This window comes from Aestuariivirga litoralis (assembly GCF_003234965.1).
Lineage (GTDB): Bacteria > Pseudomonadota > Alphaproteobacteria > Rhizobiales > Aestuariivirgaceae > Aestuariivirga > Aestuariivirga litoralis.
The window spans coordinates 269684-284928 of the sequence record NZ_QKVK01000005.1 but is presented as its reverse complement, the minus strand read 5'-3'; the positions used below and the strand labels follow the sequence as shown (position 1 = coordinate 284928).

Genomic DNA, 15245 nt, shown 5'->3' with positions numbered 1-15245 from the left:
ACTTAGTCAATATCGGCACCTCAAGATGCCTACTAAGCAATTCCTTGCCTCATATCGGGTCAGCCGGGATTGTGAGGTTGAGATCGCCGAGTTGAGGACAGAAAGTTTGAGATACTCGCGATGGCGTGTCAGATGGGCAGGGCTCTGTTCACTACTAAGAGCGTCAATTGATGTGATGCGGAACAAAGATGCCAAAGCATGCTTCCCCGAGGAGGTAAGGCGGTCGCTGATTGAGAAGTGGCATGAACTGCGCGCCAATAAGGACCAGTTCCCAATCTACTGGGAATTCATCCATCGTGAACGGAACAACATTCTTAAGGAGTATGAGTTCGGCGCCTACGAGTCGATCATAAATGCTCAAGGGGAAGCAAAGGCTCGAACGGGCATTCTTTACTTACTCAATGACGGCGAGACGGAAGGACTTGTCCTCCGAGGCGGCCCCTACGACGGGAAATCTGCTATTGATGTCGCAGATGAGGGTAAAAGATGGGTTCAATCTACCGTCTGCGAATGCCTGAGTAGAGCTGGATTTGATCCAGACGAAGAAATCGAGTTTGAAAAATTCGTCCGTATACAGAGTTAAGCGAGTTTTATTGTCTCGATTGCTTGCTTGGCTCCCAGTAGCTGGGCCCCAGCTTTCGCTGGGGTGACGACCTGGTAAGCTCTGTTGTCCTGAGTTTCTGCGAATTGACTTTACTTGCCGAGCGCGTCACTCAGGATCATCAACAGGATGATTGCCCATGCGCCGCTTGCCACCGCCCCTCGCCATCCTCATCACCGGACTTGCCGGGGCGACGGCGGCGGATATCGGGCGCATGCTGTATCAGTGGGTCACCGGCTTTCCGCCGGTCAACTGGTCGATCACTGGGCGGTGGTTCCTGATGGTGCTGCAGGGCCAGCCCTATGTGACGGGGATCGGGCAGGCGCCCAGCCTGCCGCATGAGCTGCTCGCGGGGCATGCGGCCTATTACACGATCTCGGTGGTCTTCGCGGCGGTTTACCTGACGGTGCTGAAGCTGATGAAGCGCAAGCCGACGCTGTGGAACGGCCTGCTGTTCGGCCTCGTGACCATGGCCTTCCCCTTCCTCGTGCAGATGCCGCTGATGGGCATGGGTGTGCTGGCGAGCGCCACGGCGACGCCGTGGCTGATCATCGGGCGGACGCTGGTGCATCATTCGAGCTTCGGGATCGGGCTGGCGGTCGGCGCGATGGTGATGGGGGTTCGGAAATAGCGCCACCCGAAGCCGGGCCCCAGCTTTGGCTGGGGTGACGCGTTGAGGGAGTGGTGCGATTTCCACGGAGGAATAAAAGTTTCAGGAATTATATCCTTGACTTTCATTCCTATTCATGCTATGTATACCGCCATGCTGATGTTCCTCACATGGCTGGCCGGATGGGTGCTAGGACAGCTTGGAAACAAGTTTTCCCATGAAGGACTCGCACTTCCTGAGTTCGGAGACGTCGATCCATTCGTCCGGCTTGTGGGCCTGCTCGATGGAACCGGGGCCGCAGATGACGGCCGGGATTCCGATCTGCTGGAAGAGGCCCGCCTCGGTGCAGTAGCTGACCGCATGGGTGGAATTGGCGCCGGCGAGGTGGAGGGCAAGGCTCTCCGCCGGGGAATCCTTCTCGGGCGCCAGTCCGGGAACGCTGTTGACGGCCTCGGTGGCGATGCCGGTTTCAGGCGCCACCGCCTGCATCGCCGGTTCGAGCTTGCGCGCGAAGCTGTCGAAGCGGTGCGGCACGTAAGTGGTGTCGGCGGTAGGCAGCAGCCGCGTCTCCCACTGGAAGGAACATTTGCGCGGAATGATGTTCTTGGCCGTTCCACCCGCGATGACGCCGACATGGACCGTCGAATAGGGCGGGTTGAAGCGGTGGGTGGGATCACCCACCTCGATCAGGTGCTCCCGGATGCGGCTGATCTCGGAGAGGAGCTCGCCCGCCACCAGGATGGCGTTGACGCCATGGTGCGTGAGGCTGGAATGGGCCTCGTGGCCCGTCACCTCGGTCGAGAAGGTAACGGCACTCTTGTGGGCGTTGACCACCTGCATGGAGGTGGGCTCGCCCACGATCACCGCGCGCGGCTTGGGCAGATTGTCGCGCATGTGGGCGACGAGCGGGCGCACGCCCTTGCAGCCGACCTCCTCGTCACAGGACAGCGCGAGGTGAATGGGCGTCCTGAGGCCCGCCGCGAGGAAGTTCGGCACCTCCGCCAGGCACACCGCGAGGAAGCCCTTCATGTCGCAGGTGCCGCGGCCGAAGAGCCGGTCATCACGCGCCGTCAGTTCGAAGGGGTCGCTCGTCCAGGGCTGGCCGTCGACCGGCACCACGTCGGTGTGGCCCGAGAGCACGATGCCGCCGGCGATGGCGGGCCCGATGGTGGCGAAGAGGTTGGTCTTCCTGTTGGCCTCGTAATCGACGCGGAAATACGGAACGCCCCAGCCATCGAGATAGTCCTCGACGAATTCGATCAGGGGAATGTTGCCGTCACGGCTGGTCGTGTCGAAGGCGATGAGGCGGGCCAGCATCTCCTCGGTCGAATAGCGGGTTCCTGTCATGATCTCTGTCAGTTGATGGGGTGTTTTTCGTGCGGACTGTCGAGCGAGAAGGCCGGGATCTCGACATTGATGAATTCGCCGGAGGGAAGCTGCATCTGGTAGGCGCCGGCCATGAAGCCCGACGAGGTCTTGAGCGGGCAGCCGGAGGTGTAGCTGTAGCTGTCGCCCGGCTGCAGCGTGGGCTGCTCGCCGACCACGCCCGCGCCGCGCACCTCCTGCACCTGGCCCAGCGCATCGGTGATCTTCCAGTAGCGGGTGCGCAGGGTCACCGTCTCGCGGCCATGGTTCTCGATGGTGACGGAATAGGCCCAGACATAATGCCCATCCTCCGGCTTCGACTGGCCGTCGAGATAGCGGGGGCGGACGATGACCTTCACGCCGCGGGTGATGCGCTCATACATGAGCGGCAGTTTAGCCCATGTGGCGGGGTTTTCCACAGCGAAGACACTTGCCAAGCCCGCACCAATTCCGCCATGTGGTGGTCATGGGAACCCCACGAGAAACCCGCGGCATCCTGCCCGCCCGGACCATTGCCCGCTATTGCGAGGAGGGCCTGATCCGCCTCGCGCGGCCGGCCGACGCGGACCAGATCCAGCCGGCCAGCCTCGACCTGCGGCTGGGGGCATGGGCCTATCGCGTGCGCGCCTCCTTCCTGCCAGGGCCCCGCGCCACGGTGGAAGCCCGCGTCAAGGAACTGTCGCTGCACCGCATGCCGCTGGGCGATGGCGCCGTGCTGGAGACGGGCTGCGTCTACATCGTGCCGCTGCAGGAGAGCCTGAAGCTGCCGAAGGGCGTTGCCGCCGCGGCAAACCCCAAGAGTTCCACCGGGCGGCTCGACATCTTCACGCGCGTCATCACCGATCATGCGCAGGAATTCGACAAGGTGCCGGAAGGCTATGAAGGCCCGCTCTATGCCGAGATCTCGCCGCGCACCTTCCCCATCCTGGTGCGCGAAGGCTCGCGCCTGTCGCAGATCCGCTTCCGCCAGGGGGCATCGCTTGCCACCGACGACCTCATCCGCGAACTGCATGCGCGCGAGGGGCTGATCTCGTCGGGCGAGGTGAACATCGACAACGGGCTGGCACTTTCCGTCGACCTGTCGACGCTGGGCGAGGACGGCCCGGTGGGCTTCCGCGCCAAGCGCCATGCGGGCCTCGTCGACGTCGACCGCAAGGCGGCCCTCGCGGTGCTCGACTACTGGGAGCCGATCTGGCAGCGCGGGTCGCTGGTGCTGGACCCCGACCAGTTCTACATCCTCGCCTCCAAGGAGGCGGTGCGCGTGCCCCCGGCGCATGCCGCCGAGATGGTGCCCTTCAACCCGCTGGTGGGCGAGTTCCGCGTGCATTACGCCGGCTTCTTCGACCCCGGCTTCGGACATTCGTCCGGACACGGAGAAGGTGCGCGTGCGGTCCTGGAAGTGCGCAGCCACGAGGTGCCCTTCATCCTCGAGGACGGGCAGATCATCGGGCGGCTGGTCTATGAGCCGCTGACGGAGGCGCCCGAGCGCGTCTATGGCCAGGGCATCGGCTCCAACTACCAGCGGCAGGGCCTGAAGCTCTCGAAGCACTTCAGGGCCTTCGATCCCGCGCAGCGCTGAGGCTGCCCCGTTTCCATTTTCTCCGAACCGCGGGCGCATCTGTCCTGTCAGTCTTGTGACAGGGAATGTGCGGCAGGGTGCGTGCGTACCCCACACAGACGGCGCCGCAACGGCGCTGCTCGACGCCAGCAAGGAGAAGACCACATGATGATCGAACGCAGGAAGCTTCTGTCCACACTCGGCCTCGGCGCGCTTGCGCTGATGATCACCACGGCCGCCGTCACCACCCACGGGACGCCCGCCTTCGCCGACAAGGGCAGCGGCCATGATGGCGGCTCCGGCGGCGACAACTCCGGCAGCGGCAATGATGGCGGCGGCAATTCCGGCAGCGGCCATGACGGCGGCGACGACGATGGCGACAACAGCGGCGGTGGTTCTTCCGGCGGCGGCAGCGACGACCCGTCCGACCATGACCAGGGCGACGACAACGGCAACGACAATGACGACGGCCCGGATGATTCCGATGACGACTCGGGCGATGACGACTCCAGCGACGATGACTCCAATGACGATGACTCGGGCGACGACGACTCGTCGAGTTCGAGCAGCAAGAGCAGCAGCGGAAGCTGCGCAGCCGGCACCAACTGCAACAAGGGCTGAGCCCCGGTTCCTTCAGCAGCATGACGGTTGCAGCGGCGGGGTGCCCCATGCCCCGCCGCTTTTTTTGGTCGGACCAGTTGAATTCAGCTTTAAAGCGCATAGTCGCCTGATTTCGGCATCACCCCGGCGGCCTGCGCGAAATAGGTCAAGGACGCGGCGGCGGAGCAAGGCCTCCGCCGCACGGCCGTGCCACTGGACAAATCGCCTGCCTGCTTATCTTCTGCGGGGATCGGCAGGGTTGGGGCGGGGCACATGGCGGCGGCGGGCGGCATCGGATATCTGAAGGACCTCGTGCGCCGCTGGACGGGGCGCGCCACCACCCATGCGCAGCGCATGGCGGAGGCCGACCTCGCGCAGCACCAGGGGCTGGCGGGGCGGCATTTCTCGCTCGGCAGCCGCCCGGTGCTGCGCTGGATCAAGGGCAATGGCCGCGACGATGCGGTGACGCGCACCGCCATCGCGCAGGCGACGCGGCTGTTCGGCGACAAGGTGGATTATTGCCTGTGCACCCACGACATTGCCCCCGAGCGGGCACGCGACATTCTTTCGTGGTCGCTGCTGCCGGTGGAATGGTGGCCAATCGGGCCCGATGACAACCCTGCCCTGGCGGATCTGCTGGCAGCGGCGGACTGCCCGCCGGAGCATTTCGGCTATTGGTGGAAGTGGTTTCCCGAGCGGGTGCGCCCGGGCGCACCGGAATGGATCCTCGACGGCGACATGGTGGTGACGGCGAAGCCGCCGTGGTTCGAGCACTGGCTGGCAGGAGAGGACCCGCTGCGCGTGGCGCAGGACGACAAGGAGGGGCCGCACATCTATGGCCGCTATTTCGAACTCGTCGACCGCAAGCTGGCGCTCTATTCCGGCATCGTGTCGCTGCCGCCGGGGCTTCGCTACATGGACACCATGAGCGCCATCCTGCACCAGCTGCCGCTCGATGATGGCCATGACGGCCGGCGCGACATGTGCGAGCAGGGCGTGGTGGCGGCCTGCTTCCAGCGGCTGGGCGCGCTGCCCATTCCGTTGAACGAGTTTCCCTTCGGCCGCGCCGTGCAGCCGGAACTCGACTTCGGCCAGAGCGGCGACATCGGCCGGGCCTGGGCCTATCACTTCGGGCTGTCGTTCCGGCGCGACAACCCGCATTTCCACCGGCTGACGGAAAGCGGAACATTGTTCAGCTGCCCCGAACCCGACGCGGTGATGCGCGCCAACTGGCTGGGCAATATCGGCCAGTGGGGCATTCCGGGCTGGTCGAGCGCGCACCCCATCACCCGGCTGATCCTGCGCCATGCGCTGGCGCAGCCCTGCCGCGAGGTGCTGGAACTCGGCACCTCACGCGGGCGCCTGTCGGCGATCCTTGCCGGCAGCGGCTTTCGCGTGGTGACGGTCGACCGGGTGGACCGCGGCGCGCGGCAGAACCTGGCGGGGCTCGACGTCGAGGTGGTCGTCGCCGAGGCAGTGGGCTTCCTCGCCCAGGCGCGCGAAACGCACGGGCTGATCGTGATGGACCTGCACGGCAATTCACCGCGCGACTGGGCACGCTATGCCCAGCCGCTGATGGGCCGGCTGAAGCCCGGCGGAACGATGCTCATCAACAATGCCGTGCTCGACCGCATTCCGGAATGGCGGGAGGAGAACGGGGTGCAGTGGTTCCTGTCGCAGCTGCCGAAGGGCTGGCAGGCGCGGGTGGACGACAGCGCCATTCCCGGCCTCGCCATCGTGACCAGGCCGTGACCAGGCCCATTCCACTCAACGACGTGGCGCGGCTGCATGCCCCGCTCATGCCCGCGATGCGCCAGGCGATGGAGCGCGTGCTGGCCAGCGGCTGGTTCCTGCGCGGGCAGGAGACGGCGCGCTTCGAGGCCGAGTGGGCAGCCTTCTGCGGCCAGGCCCATTGCGTGAGCTGCGCCAGCGGAACCGACGCACTGACCATCGCCGCCGCGGCCCTCGGCCTGAAGCGCGCCACGCTGCAGGACAATACCCTGCCGCTCACCGCCATCGGGCTGCACCGCGCCGGCGTGGCGCTGGCGCTGGCCGATGTCGGCCCCGACGGGCGCATGGCGGCGCCGCACGCCGACGCCGTTCCGGTGCTGCTCTATGGCCGGCAGCCCGGCGATGGCGAGGCGGGCTGCCGCCTGTTCGACGCGGCGCATGCCCATGGCTGGCAGCCGGGGCCTGAAGCCGTCGCCTGCTGGAGTTTCTATCCCACCAAGACGCTTGGGGCGCTGGGCGATGCCGGGGCCATCACCACCAACGACGAGGGCCTGGCACAGCTGATGCGCGACCTGGCCGGCCGTGACGACGTGCTGCGCGACGGGCGCCAGCTGACCTCGCGCATGGACGAGCTGCAGGCGGCGGTGCTGCGGGTGAAGCTTGCCAGCCTGCCCCGGTGGCTGGCGGCGCGGCAGGCGATCGGGGCGCAATATGCTGCACAGCTGCCACCGGAGGTTCAGCCGGTGTCCGGGCCGGGCGACCTGCAGCACCTCGCCGTGGTCCGCACGCCGCGACGGGATGCGCTGGCGGCCTTCCTCAGGGCGCGGGGCATCGAGACCAAGGTGCACTTCCCGCAGCCGCTGCACCGGCTCGCAGCACCCTGGGCCGCGCACGCGGAAGCCTTTCCCGGCGCCGACGGCTGGTGCGCCACGGTGCTCTCGCTGCCGTGTTTTCCCGGGCTCGGTGAAGACGAGGTCAGCGCGGTGACGGACGCCGTCCGGGCGTTTGCCGCTGAGGCCTAGTTGCTGTTGAGGAAGTTGATGATGCCCCACATGAAGTCGTTGGGCTTGGCATCCGCGAAGGGCGAAGCGATGGGCTTTCCCACCGGATTGTAGGCCAGCATGGTGAGGGCGGCACTGGTGGGTGCGCCATCGGCGCCGAAGGCGGCATAGGCGTGGCAGCTGATGCAGGACCCGATGAGCTCGCCATTGACCGACAGGCGCTCGGTCACCGAATTGGTCAGCACCGTGGGCTTGCCGGCGGCATTGGTGAAGGACACCTGGGTGGACTTCAGGCAATAATTCTCCCACACGCCGGAAAGGCCCGCGGCCTGCATCAGGCGCTTCAGCTCCGGTGTCTTGGTGCAGGCGCCGTACTGGGTGTTCGACTGCTTCTCGTCGGGCAGCACCACCGGCCTGCGGGCGCCGAAGCTGTCATAGCAGCCGGTGGCATCGCAACGGCCCGGATTGTTGCGGTGCTCGAAGGTGCCCCACACCCAGGCGGGGTTCGCGGCGGTCGAGATGTGCATGGCGACGAGGCCATATTCCACCCCTTCCGAGACCACGGTGTAATAGGCGCGGCGGGCATTCTCGAGGCTGCCCAACTCCGGCACCCATTGCAGCAGGTCGGTGAGGGGAACCCAGTCCGCCTTCAGCGCCAGCGAGGCGCCGGGGAAGTTGACGACCCGCGGCGAGGCATAGAAGGCTGCCGCCCCCGCCTTGGTATTGAGGCCGTTGCCGACGATGTAGTCGAACTGCAGGCGGTCGCGGTAGACCACTTCCGCCAGGCAGCCGGTGAGCGGGAAATTGGCGACCCAGGGATTCTCCGGCGTGCCGCAGGGCGGAAGATCACTGCCCGCCAGGTGGAAGTTGGTCTGGCGGCGGCTGGCGCGGATGGGCCGCTCGGCCCCGGCCGTGGGCCACACCGGGTTGGCCTGGTAGATGTCCTCGTCCGTCGCCCAGGTTTCGAACACGGCCTTGCCCGGTGTCACCGCGGGCCTGACGGCGGAAGTGAAGACCTCCCACATGTAGCGGTCCGAGTTGCCGGGCCGGCCATCGACCTTGCCGGCCTGCGACGGGACGACGATCGCCGCCGGTGATGGCTTGCCGGAGGACTGCGCTGCCTGGCCCGGGGCGAGGGCGATGGTGAAACCGGCAAGAAGGGCAAGCGCGCCGAGCAGAGACCGCATTGTGGTGAACTCCATGAACACAACTGACGAAGCGGCGGCAGGAAACACCGCGCCGCCGGCTTCGGCAACTGGTAGTTCTGACAGTGGCCACCATCGGGACAGCGGCGAGTGGCCGGTTGCCGCTGCGCGCCGGCATGGCCTTCCTGTTTCGCAACACGTGACGACCGGCCATCACCCTGCCCGGGGCCCGGTCCGCTGACGCGCGGCACGGCCTGCAGTGCGGGCCGCGGGTGAGGGCAACCTGATGCTCCTCACGGGCCACCGCGTCTCGACCGTCCTGACGAAGGGGATGATGAAGTCACTGCTGTTGAAGTGATCGGCATAGGTTGCGAGCAGGTCCGGTTGCCAGAGGATGTTCAGCGGACAGCCGCAGGTCCTGGGATCGTGCCACACGCCATCCTCGCCGATGACCCGGACGTCGCATCCGCAGATCACGGCTTCCCGCAGGACATTGCTGTAGTGATCATAGGAGTAGAGAACCTTCGTTTTCCGCAGCGTGTCGCCCAGGTCCCTGAAGCTGGCGGTCAGGTCTTCCAGCCTCAGGATGTTCGCATGGGGCAAGGGAAACCGCTGGCTCAGCGCCCTGCCCTTGTGGGTGAAGGAACAGTCGATGGTCCTGGTGACGGAGGCATCGGGATAGATCACGCTCGGATCGACCAGCCCTGTCCACAGGACACGATCGCGCCCGATGCCGCGTGACAGCGACCGGTTCACCACCGGGAGCTTCTGCGGATCGTAGACGAACACCATCTCATAATCGGAATAGAAGGTCTGGCCTCCGAGCAGCCCGGGATCGTTCAGCACCCAGCGGATGACCTTCCTGGCGCCCAGCGGATTTCCCGGGACGACTTCCGGATAGATGACGATGCTCTCGCCCACCGGACCCCGATGCAGGGGGCACAGCCAGGGCGGCGGATCGCTGCAGGGTTTGGCCACCATCGCAGCCGGATATCCGCAGGAGTTGAGATGATGGCAGAGCCGGTAGAGCGCCCGCACCCCGGAGCTTCTGTGCGAGTAGCGCGGCGCCCAGATGAGGAATGTCGGCGTCAGAACGGACCTCCCGGAAGCGATGCATCGGGACCACCCATCGCGGCCAGGCCGGCCGTGGCGCGATAGCCGGGGAAATAGCGTGACGATCGCAGGACACCATTGCAGAGCCCATGATAGAGGGCAGCATCGTTGATGATCTTCATGATGTAGACCGGCTCATGGGTATTTGCCCATTTCCGCTTGAACTGCCGGAGCCCGGGGGACCCGGTGTCCGGCATGCCTCCCGTCATCAGGCGAAGCCGGTTGCTTCTTGCATGCTCCTGCATGCCCTTCATCAGGAGATATGAGGCATCCCACCGCAGGCCTTCATCCGAACTTGCCATGTGCAGGACCTGGAGGATCCCGTTGAAAACGACGCCACAGGAGAAGGCTCCCGGTCCGTCCGCATCAACGACTTCGAAGAACACGCCAGCTTCAAGCGAGGCGAGGCCCTGGAAGTGATCGTCCGGAAAATCGACGTAGCAGCCGGTCAGTCCCCGCCGCTGCAGGAGGCGCCTGTAGAGTGCGAGGCACGCCATCCGCCTCCCGACATCGGTGATGGGCCGGAAGGTCGCCCTGGCCTCGCACCTTGCGATCCGCGTCCGCGTGCGCCTGCTCATCACCGGGGCCGGCAAGGCGGGATCATAGACGAAATGGTGCTTGAGGAATGACGTGTCGCCGCCTTGCACCGGATGAACATAGCCGGGCTGAGTGACGACCGTGAGCGTGACCAGATGGCGGAAGCCTTCACGGAGCACCTCGAGGTCCCGCGGCGATTCAACCCAGAGATAGGGCCAGGGGCCAACGCCATCATAGTGCCCGCTGCCCCTGACCGCGCGCTTCAGGACCGCCAGCGCTCCATGTTCTGCCATCTCTGGCGTTCCGATGTTCGAAAGGCCCGACAGATAGGCGATGTCATTGAATGGACAGGTCATTGAATGGACAGGTCAGGGCACTGCAGGGGGCACTCTCCGGCGGGACACGACGAACCGTGGCCTGGCGCAACTGCGGTATCGATACAATGAAGAGGCACGTGCGGCAAATGCCCCTTCGATATCAGCCGCCCGCCATGCGGAAGGCGAAGGAGGACGTTCGGCGTGCCGGCCTTGAACGGGAACAGCCTCCCGCCCAGTGAATGCCCTCTCAAGAGCCCTTCTCATATCCGAGCATGCAGGAGACAGACGAGCGATCTGCCCTGCCAATCAGTGTTTCTACTATTACTTGCAATTTCAATAGTGACTATGAACCCAGTCATCGCGTTCAGTCCGGTCAGAAGGACTCTGATGACGACAGGTGTCTACAGTGTGCCTTGACCTTCCTGTTCCCTGAAAAATGACAGAACTCGCATCTCGCAATCACCCACCGTTCGGAGACCAAGATGTCCAAGCTCAAGTTCCTGCGCGCTGTCTGCGCTGCCTCTGTATCCGCCCTCATGGCATTCACTGCCACATCCGCAAATGCCTGTACCTCGTTCCTGCTCAAGGCCGAGAATGGTGAATTCGTCTATGGCCGAACGATGGAGTTTGCGCTGCCGCTGCACTCCAAGCTGATGGTCATGCCCCGAAACTTCACCATCCAGGGCGTCGGGCCTGACGGCAAGGACGGTAGCGGGCTCGCGTTCAAGACCAAATATGCCGCTACCGGCATGAATGGTCTCGACCTTCCCTACTTCGTCGACGGCATGAACGAGAAGGGTTTGAACGGCGGGCTTCTCTTCTTCCCTCAGATTGCCGAGTTTCAGGATGTTTCCGCGGCGGATGCGGCCAACTCCATCGCCTCGTATCAGCTCCTTACCTACATCCTCACACAATTTGCCACAGTCGATGAGGTGAAGGCCGGGCTTTCGAAGATCAAGGTCAATCGGGCACCGCTGGCCGCTTTCAACGGCACTTTGCCGATTCATGTCACGGTTCATGACGCATCTGGCAACAGCGTCGCCATCGAGTATGTCGGTGGCGAGTTGAACATGATCGACAATCCGACCGGCGTGATGACCAATGCCCCTGGCATGCAATGGCACCTCGACAGCCTGTCGATGTTCGCAACCTCGACCGCAGCGCCGGTGCCGCCGCTGGTGTTCAACGGCAAGAGCTTCCCGCAGTGGTCAACCGGTGGCGGCCAGGTGGCACAGCCTGGCGACTATTCCTCGCAGTCGCGCTTCATTCGCGCGGCCTTCCTTGTGAACACTGCTCCGAAGTTCAAGGACGCCTCCGAGGGCATGCCGATTGCCTTCCACCTGCTCAACCAGTTTGACATTCCGCCGGGGGCGATCCAGACATTGGCTGGTGGCGCCGCCGGAGGCGGCGTGGCGGGATACGAGATCACCGAGTGGGCGGTGAGTGCCGACCTCAAGAACGGCATCTATCAGTTCCGGACCTACGACAACCCGGCCATCCGGCAGGTTTCGTTGAAGGACCTCGACCTCGATGCCAAGGAGATCCGCTACATCTCCATCGACCAGCCCGCCGCGGCCACCGATCTCTCGAAATAGTCAACCCAGGCGGCCTCCTGCGTCCTCGCAGGGGCCACCCCCTTGCCGCATCGTAACCCGCCGCCCGTTCAAAGTCCGAGCTGCTCAGGGAGTTGCAAGGGTTCCCCGTCACCAAAGCTGTCATCTCTCGCAACGTGGGTCGCAAGACTTGGGAGCAGATCGCGAAGGAGCATCAGGGAATGAGGGTGATGGTCGTGCTGACTGTCATTTGAGCCGCCCACTTAGATTAAGACGAGCAGCTCGCTCTGGCGTGCAAAGCCGCAGACCATTGATCGATCTATAGTTGTTTTTGTTCCTACTTCCTGTTGCTGCCCACAATGTGATCAAACCGCTCAACGTCGTGGTCGATATTTAATGAAAAGCAGTTCTATTGGTGGGTTAACACTCCACTTGAGTGGAATGTCAAAGAACAGGGAGATCAAAGGTGACGGTGCGAACGGGTGGAGAGTTAATTCAGGATTTTCTGGCGACCTATGATGTCTCGTACGTCTTCGGCAATCCAGGAACCACGGAAACCAGCTTCCTCGCGGCCGTGGCAAACTCGAAGGCGACCTACATGCTCTCGCTCCACGAGTCGAGCGCCGTTGGCATCGCCGCCGGGTATGCGCTGATCACCGGCAGGCCGTCGATCGTGAGCCTCCATACCTATCCGGGCCTCGCAAATGGCATGTTCAACATGCGTAACGCAATCATGTCGGGCATCCCGCTGCTTGTGATCAATGGACAGCAGGATTCGCGCTTCCTCATCCACAACCCGGTGCTCGGCGCTCCCAATGTGCAACTGGCCCAGACGGCAACGAAGTATTCCTACGAAGTGACCCGCACGGACGACCTAGCCATCGCACTGCAGCGCTGCTATCTGCAGGCCCGGTTGCAACCGAGCGGCCCCGTGTTCCTCTCCATCCCCATGAACTTCATGCTGGAGCAGACCGAGCACACCACCTTCAAGAAGACCCGCATTGTCGCTGATACGGTGCCGCAAGGTCTTGGGGAAGCAGTCACCGCGCTCCGAGCCGTTCCGCCTGGAAAGCTTGTCATTGTCGCAGATTACGCTGTCGGTGCGGCGCAGGGCATAAGCGATGTAAGCCGCATTGCCGATGCGCTCGGCGCCGATGTTTTTGCGGCACCCTTCCACGTGCAGGGAACCGTGGATCCGCTGCACCCGCGCTCCCGTGGCCAGCTTCCGCCCACCACCATGGCAATCAACGAGACGCTCGGCAGATATGACACCATGCTGCTGATCGGCGAGAAGGTGGACAGCTTCACATATACGGGAAGTGTGGCACTGCCTCCCAATCTGAAGGTCATCCAGATCGCCCCGGCAACCAGTCAGCTCGGCTTCGACTTCCCCTGCGACATCGCGGTTCTTGGTGATGTCCATGCCACGCTCTCGGCATTGGTCAAGGCGCTGGACGCTCCATCAACACCACCGGCCCCTCGGAAAATCGATGAGGCCGCACTCGATGCCAAGTATCCGCCTTCAGGGCCACACGCCAGCAATGCGCTGATCCTCGACGTTCTCCGTCAACTCGACCGCACGACACACATCGTCACCGAGGGTTCCTCGGAAGACGCGATCGTGCAGGACATGGCGGTCTCTCTGGGCTTCCGAAACGTGCACTTCTCGCCGCGCGGTGGAGGTCTGGGCTGGGCCATGCCGCTGAGCGTCGGGATCGGCCTGGCGAGTGGCAAGCCGGCTGTCTGCTTTGTCGGCGATGGCGGCAGCATGTTCTCGATTCACGCCCTGTGGACAGCCGCGAAGTATCGCATCCCCACCGTATTCGTGTGCTTCGTGAACCACGAATACCGGCTGTTGAAAGACCTGTGGTGCAACGAGATGAAGACAGACTTCGCCACCACGCATTTCGTGGGACTGGACTTCGGCGACCCGAACCTCGATCTCCAGTCCATCGCGGAAGGCTTCGGTGCACGTGTCGAGAAAATTGCAAGTTCCAGCGACGTGCCGGGCGTTCTTTCGAAAGCCCTTACCTATGCCGGGCCGAGCTTCCTGCTCATCGAGCGTGAGCCTTAAGAAGCAGAACAACTCCTCAGGGGGGGCGTTATGCGCCTCCTCCCCACCCCCTTGCCGCCCCGGCCCCGCTCCTCTAATCTCCGCCCCGTCGCGGGCGTAGTTCAGTGGTAGAACGGCAGCTTCCCAAGCTGCATGTCGTGGGTTCGATTCCCATCGCCCGCTCCAGTCCCCGCAGCCCGGAACATGTCGCTTCTGGTGCTCACCCAGGAGCAGACGCATGGTCTTCGACTTTTTCGGTTCCAGGAAGAAGGTGATCATCGCCATGGCGCATATCGGCGCCATGCCGGGTTCGCCGCTCTATGACGAGAAGGGCGGCATGCAGAAGCTGATCGACGGCGTGGCCTCCGACATCGAGAAGCTGCAGGCGGGCGGCGTCGACGCCATCATGTTCGGCAACGAGAACGACCGGCCCTACCTGCTGAAGGCAACCCTTGAATCGACCGCCGCCATGACCGCGGTGGTGGCGGCGCTGAAACCGATGATCAAGGTGCCCTTCGGCGTCAACTACCTGTGGGACCCGACCGCAAGCGTCGCTATTGCGGCGGCGACGGGGGCGCAGTTCGTGCGCGAGATCTTCACCGGCGTCTTCGCCTCCGACATGGGCGTATGGGCGCCCGATGCCGCGACACCGGCGAGGCTGCGCCGCAACCTGGGCCGGCCGGACCTGAAGCTGCTCTACAACATCAACGCCGAATTCGCCCATTCGCTGGATGCGCGGCCCATCGAACTGCGCGCAAGGAGCGCGGTGTTCTCCTCGCTGGCCGATGCCATCCTCGTCTCCGGCCCCGTGACGGGCGAGCCCGCCGACCAGTCGCAACTCAAGAAGGTGTGCGAGACGGTGAAGGACGTGCCGGTCTTCGCCAATACCGGCGTCACCATCGACAATGTGAAGGATACGCTGGCACTCGCCTCCGGCGTCATCATCGGCACGCATTTCAAGGTCGACGGCATTACCTGGAACGCGGTGGACGGCGCGCGGGTGAAGCGCTTCATGGACAAGGTCGAGACGCTGCGCTGAACGCAAAATGACCAATGAATGA

14 protein-coding genes and 1 tRNA gene are annotated in these 15245 nt (G+C 64.0%); 10 read left to right on the top strand and 5 right to left on the bottom strand.

Going from position 1 to position 15245, the window contains the following annotated elements:
- The first annotated feature begins 175 nt into the window (after positions 1-175).
- Both DK847_RS12955 and DK847_RS12950 read left to right on the top strand, forming a co-directional pair.
- Positions 176-583, top strand: a complete 408-nt coding sequence (locus DK847_RS12955; protein ID WP_111198932.1) for a hypothetical protein — start codon at positions 176-178, stop codon at positions 581-583.
- Positions 584-740: 157 nt separating this feature from the next.
- Positions 741-1232 carry a DUF2938 family protein gene (locus DK847_RS12950; protein WP_111198931.1) on the top strand — a complete coding sequence of 164 codons (492 nt, stop codon included), beginning with the start codon at positions 741-743 and terminating at the stop codon, positions 1230-1232.
- 168 nt (positions 1233-1400) lie between these two features.
- Here the strand turns inward: DK847_RS12950 and argE are convergent, their stop codons facing one another.
- Together argE and apaG are read right to left on the bottom strand one after the other, a co-directional pair.
- Complete coding sequence (argE, locus tag DK847_RS12945) at positions 1401-2558, bottom strand: acetylornithine deacetylase (protein WP_111198930.1); 1158 nt, start codon at positions 2556-2558, stop codon at positions 1401-1403.
- An 8-nt stretch (positions 2559-2566) separates the two neighbouring features.
- On the bottom strand, positions 2567-2959 hold the full coding sequence (gene apaG, locus DK847_RS12940; protein WP_111198929.1) for a Co2+/Mg2+ efflux protein ApaG: 393 nt from the start codon (positions 2957-2959) through the stop codon (positions 2567-2569).
- Between the two features lie 83 nt (positions 2960-3042).
- Between apaG and DK847_RS12935 the strand changes: the two genes are divergently transcribed.
- The 4 genes from DK847_RS12935 (at position 3043) to DK847_RS12920 (ending at position 7487) form a co-directional block, all read left to right on the top strand.
- Positions 3043-4155, top strand: coding sequence for a 2'-deoxycytidine 5'-triphosphate deaminase (locus tag DK847_RS12935; protein ID WP_111198928.1), 1113 nt, complete (start codon positions 3043-3045; stop codon positions 4153-4155).
- 144 nt (positions 4156-4299) lie between these two features.
- Positions 4300-4755 carry a hypothetical protein gene (locus DK847_RS12930; RefSeq protein ID WP_111198927.1) on the top strand — a complete coding sequence of 152 codons (456 nt, stop codon included), beginning with the start codon at positions 4300-4302 and terminating at the stop codon, positions 4753-4755.
- A 252-nt stretch (positions 4756-5007) separates the two neighbouring features.
- The gene (locus tag DK847_RS12925) at positions 5008-6486 is read left to right on the top strand and encodes a class I SAM-dependent methyltransferase (protein ID WP_111198926.1); all 1479 of its coding nucleotides are present in this window, start codon (positions 5008-5010) and stop codon (positions 6484-6486) included.
- Positions 6483-7487: a DegT/DnrJ/EryC1/StrS family aminotransferase gene (locus DK847_RS12920; protein WP_161957259.1), complete on the top strand. Its 1005-nt coding sequence runs from the start codon at positions 6483-6485 to the stop codon at positions 7485-7487. The genes DK847_RS12925 and DK847_RS12920 overlap by 4 nt, the downstream gene beginning before the upstream one ends.
- Here the strand turns inward: DK847_RS12920 and DK847_RS12915 are convergent.
- The 3 genes from DK847_RS12915 to DK847_RS12905 all read right to left on the bottom strand — a co-directional run bounded on the left by DK847_RS12915 (position 7484) and on the right by DK847_RS12905 (position 10554).
- Positions 7484-8653, bottom strand: a complete 1170-nt coding sequence (locus tag DK847_RS12915; RefSeq protein ID WP_146256116.1) for a hypothetical protein — start codon at positions 8651-8653, stop codon at positions 7484-7486. The two genes, DK847_RS12920 and DK847_RS12915, sit on opposite strands and share 4 nt — an antisense overlap.
- A 171-nt stretch (positions 8654-8824) precedes the next feature.
- Positions 8825-9592, bottom strand: coding sequence for a hypothetical protein (locus tag DK847_RS12910; protein ID WP_111198923.1), 768 nt, complete (start codon positions 9590-9592; stop codon positions 8825-8827).
- 107 nt (positions 9593-9699) lie between these two features.
- Positions 9700-10554: a GNAT family N-acetyltransferase gene (locus DK847_RS12905; protein WP_161957258.1), complete on the bottom strand. Its 855-nt coding sequence runs from the start codon at positions 10552-10554 to the stop codon at positions 9700-9702.
- A gap of 506 nt (positions 10555-11060) precedes the next feature.
- Here DK847_RS12905 and DK847_RS12900 point away from each other — a divergent pair.
- The 4 genes from DK847_RS12900 (at position 11061) to DK847_RS12885 (ending at position 15223) form a co-directional block, all read left to right on the top strand.
- Positions 11061-12173, top strand: coding sequence for a linear amide C-N hydrolase (locus DK847_RS12900; protein ID WP_111198921.1), 1113 nt, complete (start codon positions 11061-11063; stop codon positions 12171-12173).
- Positions 12174-12597: 424 nt separating this feature from the next.
- Positions 12598-14205 carry a thiamine pyrophosphate-binding protein gene (locus tag DK847_RS12895; RefSeq protein WP_111198920.1) on the top strand — a complete coding sequence of 536 codons (1608 nt, stop codon included), beginning with the start codon at positions 12598-12600 and terminating at the stop codon, positions 14203-14205.
- A 90-nt stretch (positions 14206-14295) separates the two neighbouring features.
- Positions 14296-14370: transfer RNA gene (locus tag DK847_RS12890), tRNA-Gly, on the top strand.
- Positions 14371-14422: 52 nt separating this feature from the next.
- On the top strand, positions 14423-15223 hold the full coding sequence (locus DK847_RS12885) for a BtpA/SgcQ family protein (RefSeq protein ID WP_111198919.1): 801 nt from the start codon (positions 14423-14425) through the stop codon (positions 15221-15223).
- Positions 15224-15245 lie beyond the last annotated feature (22 nt).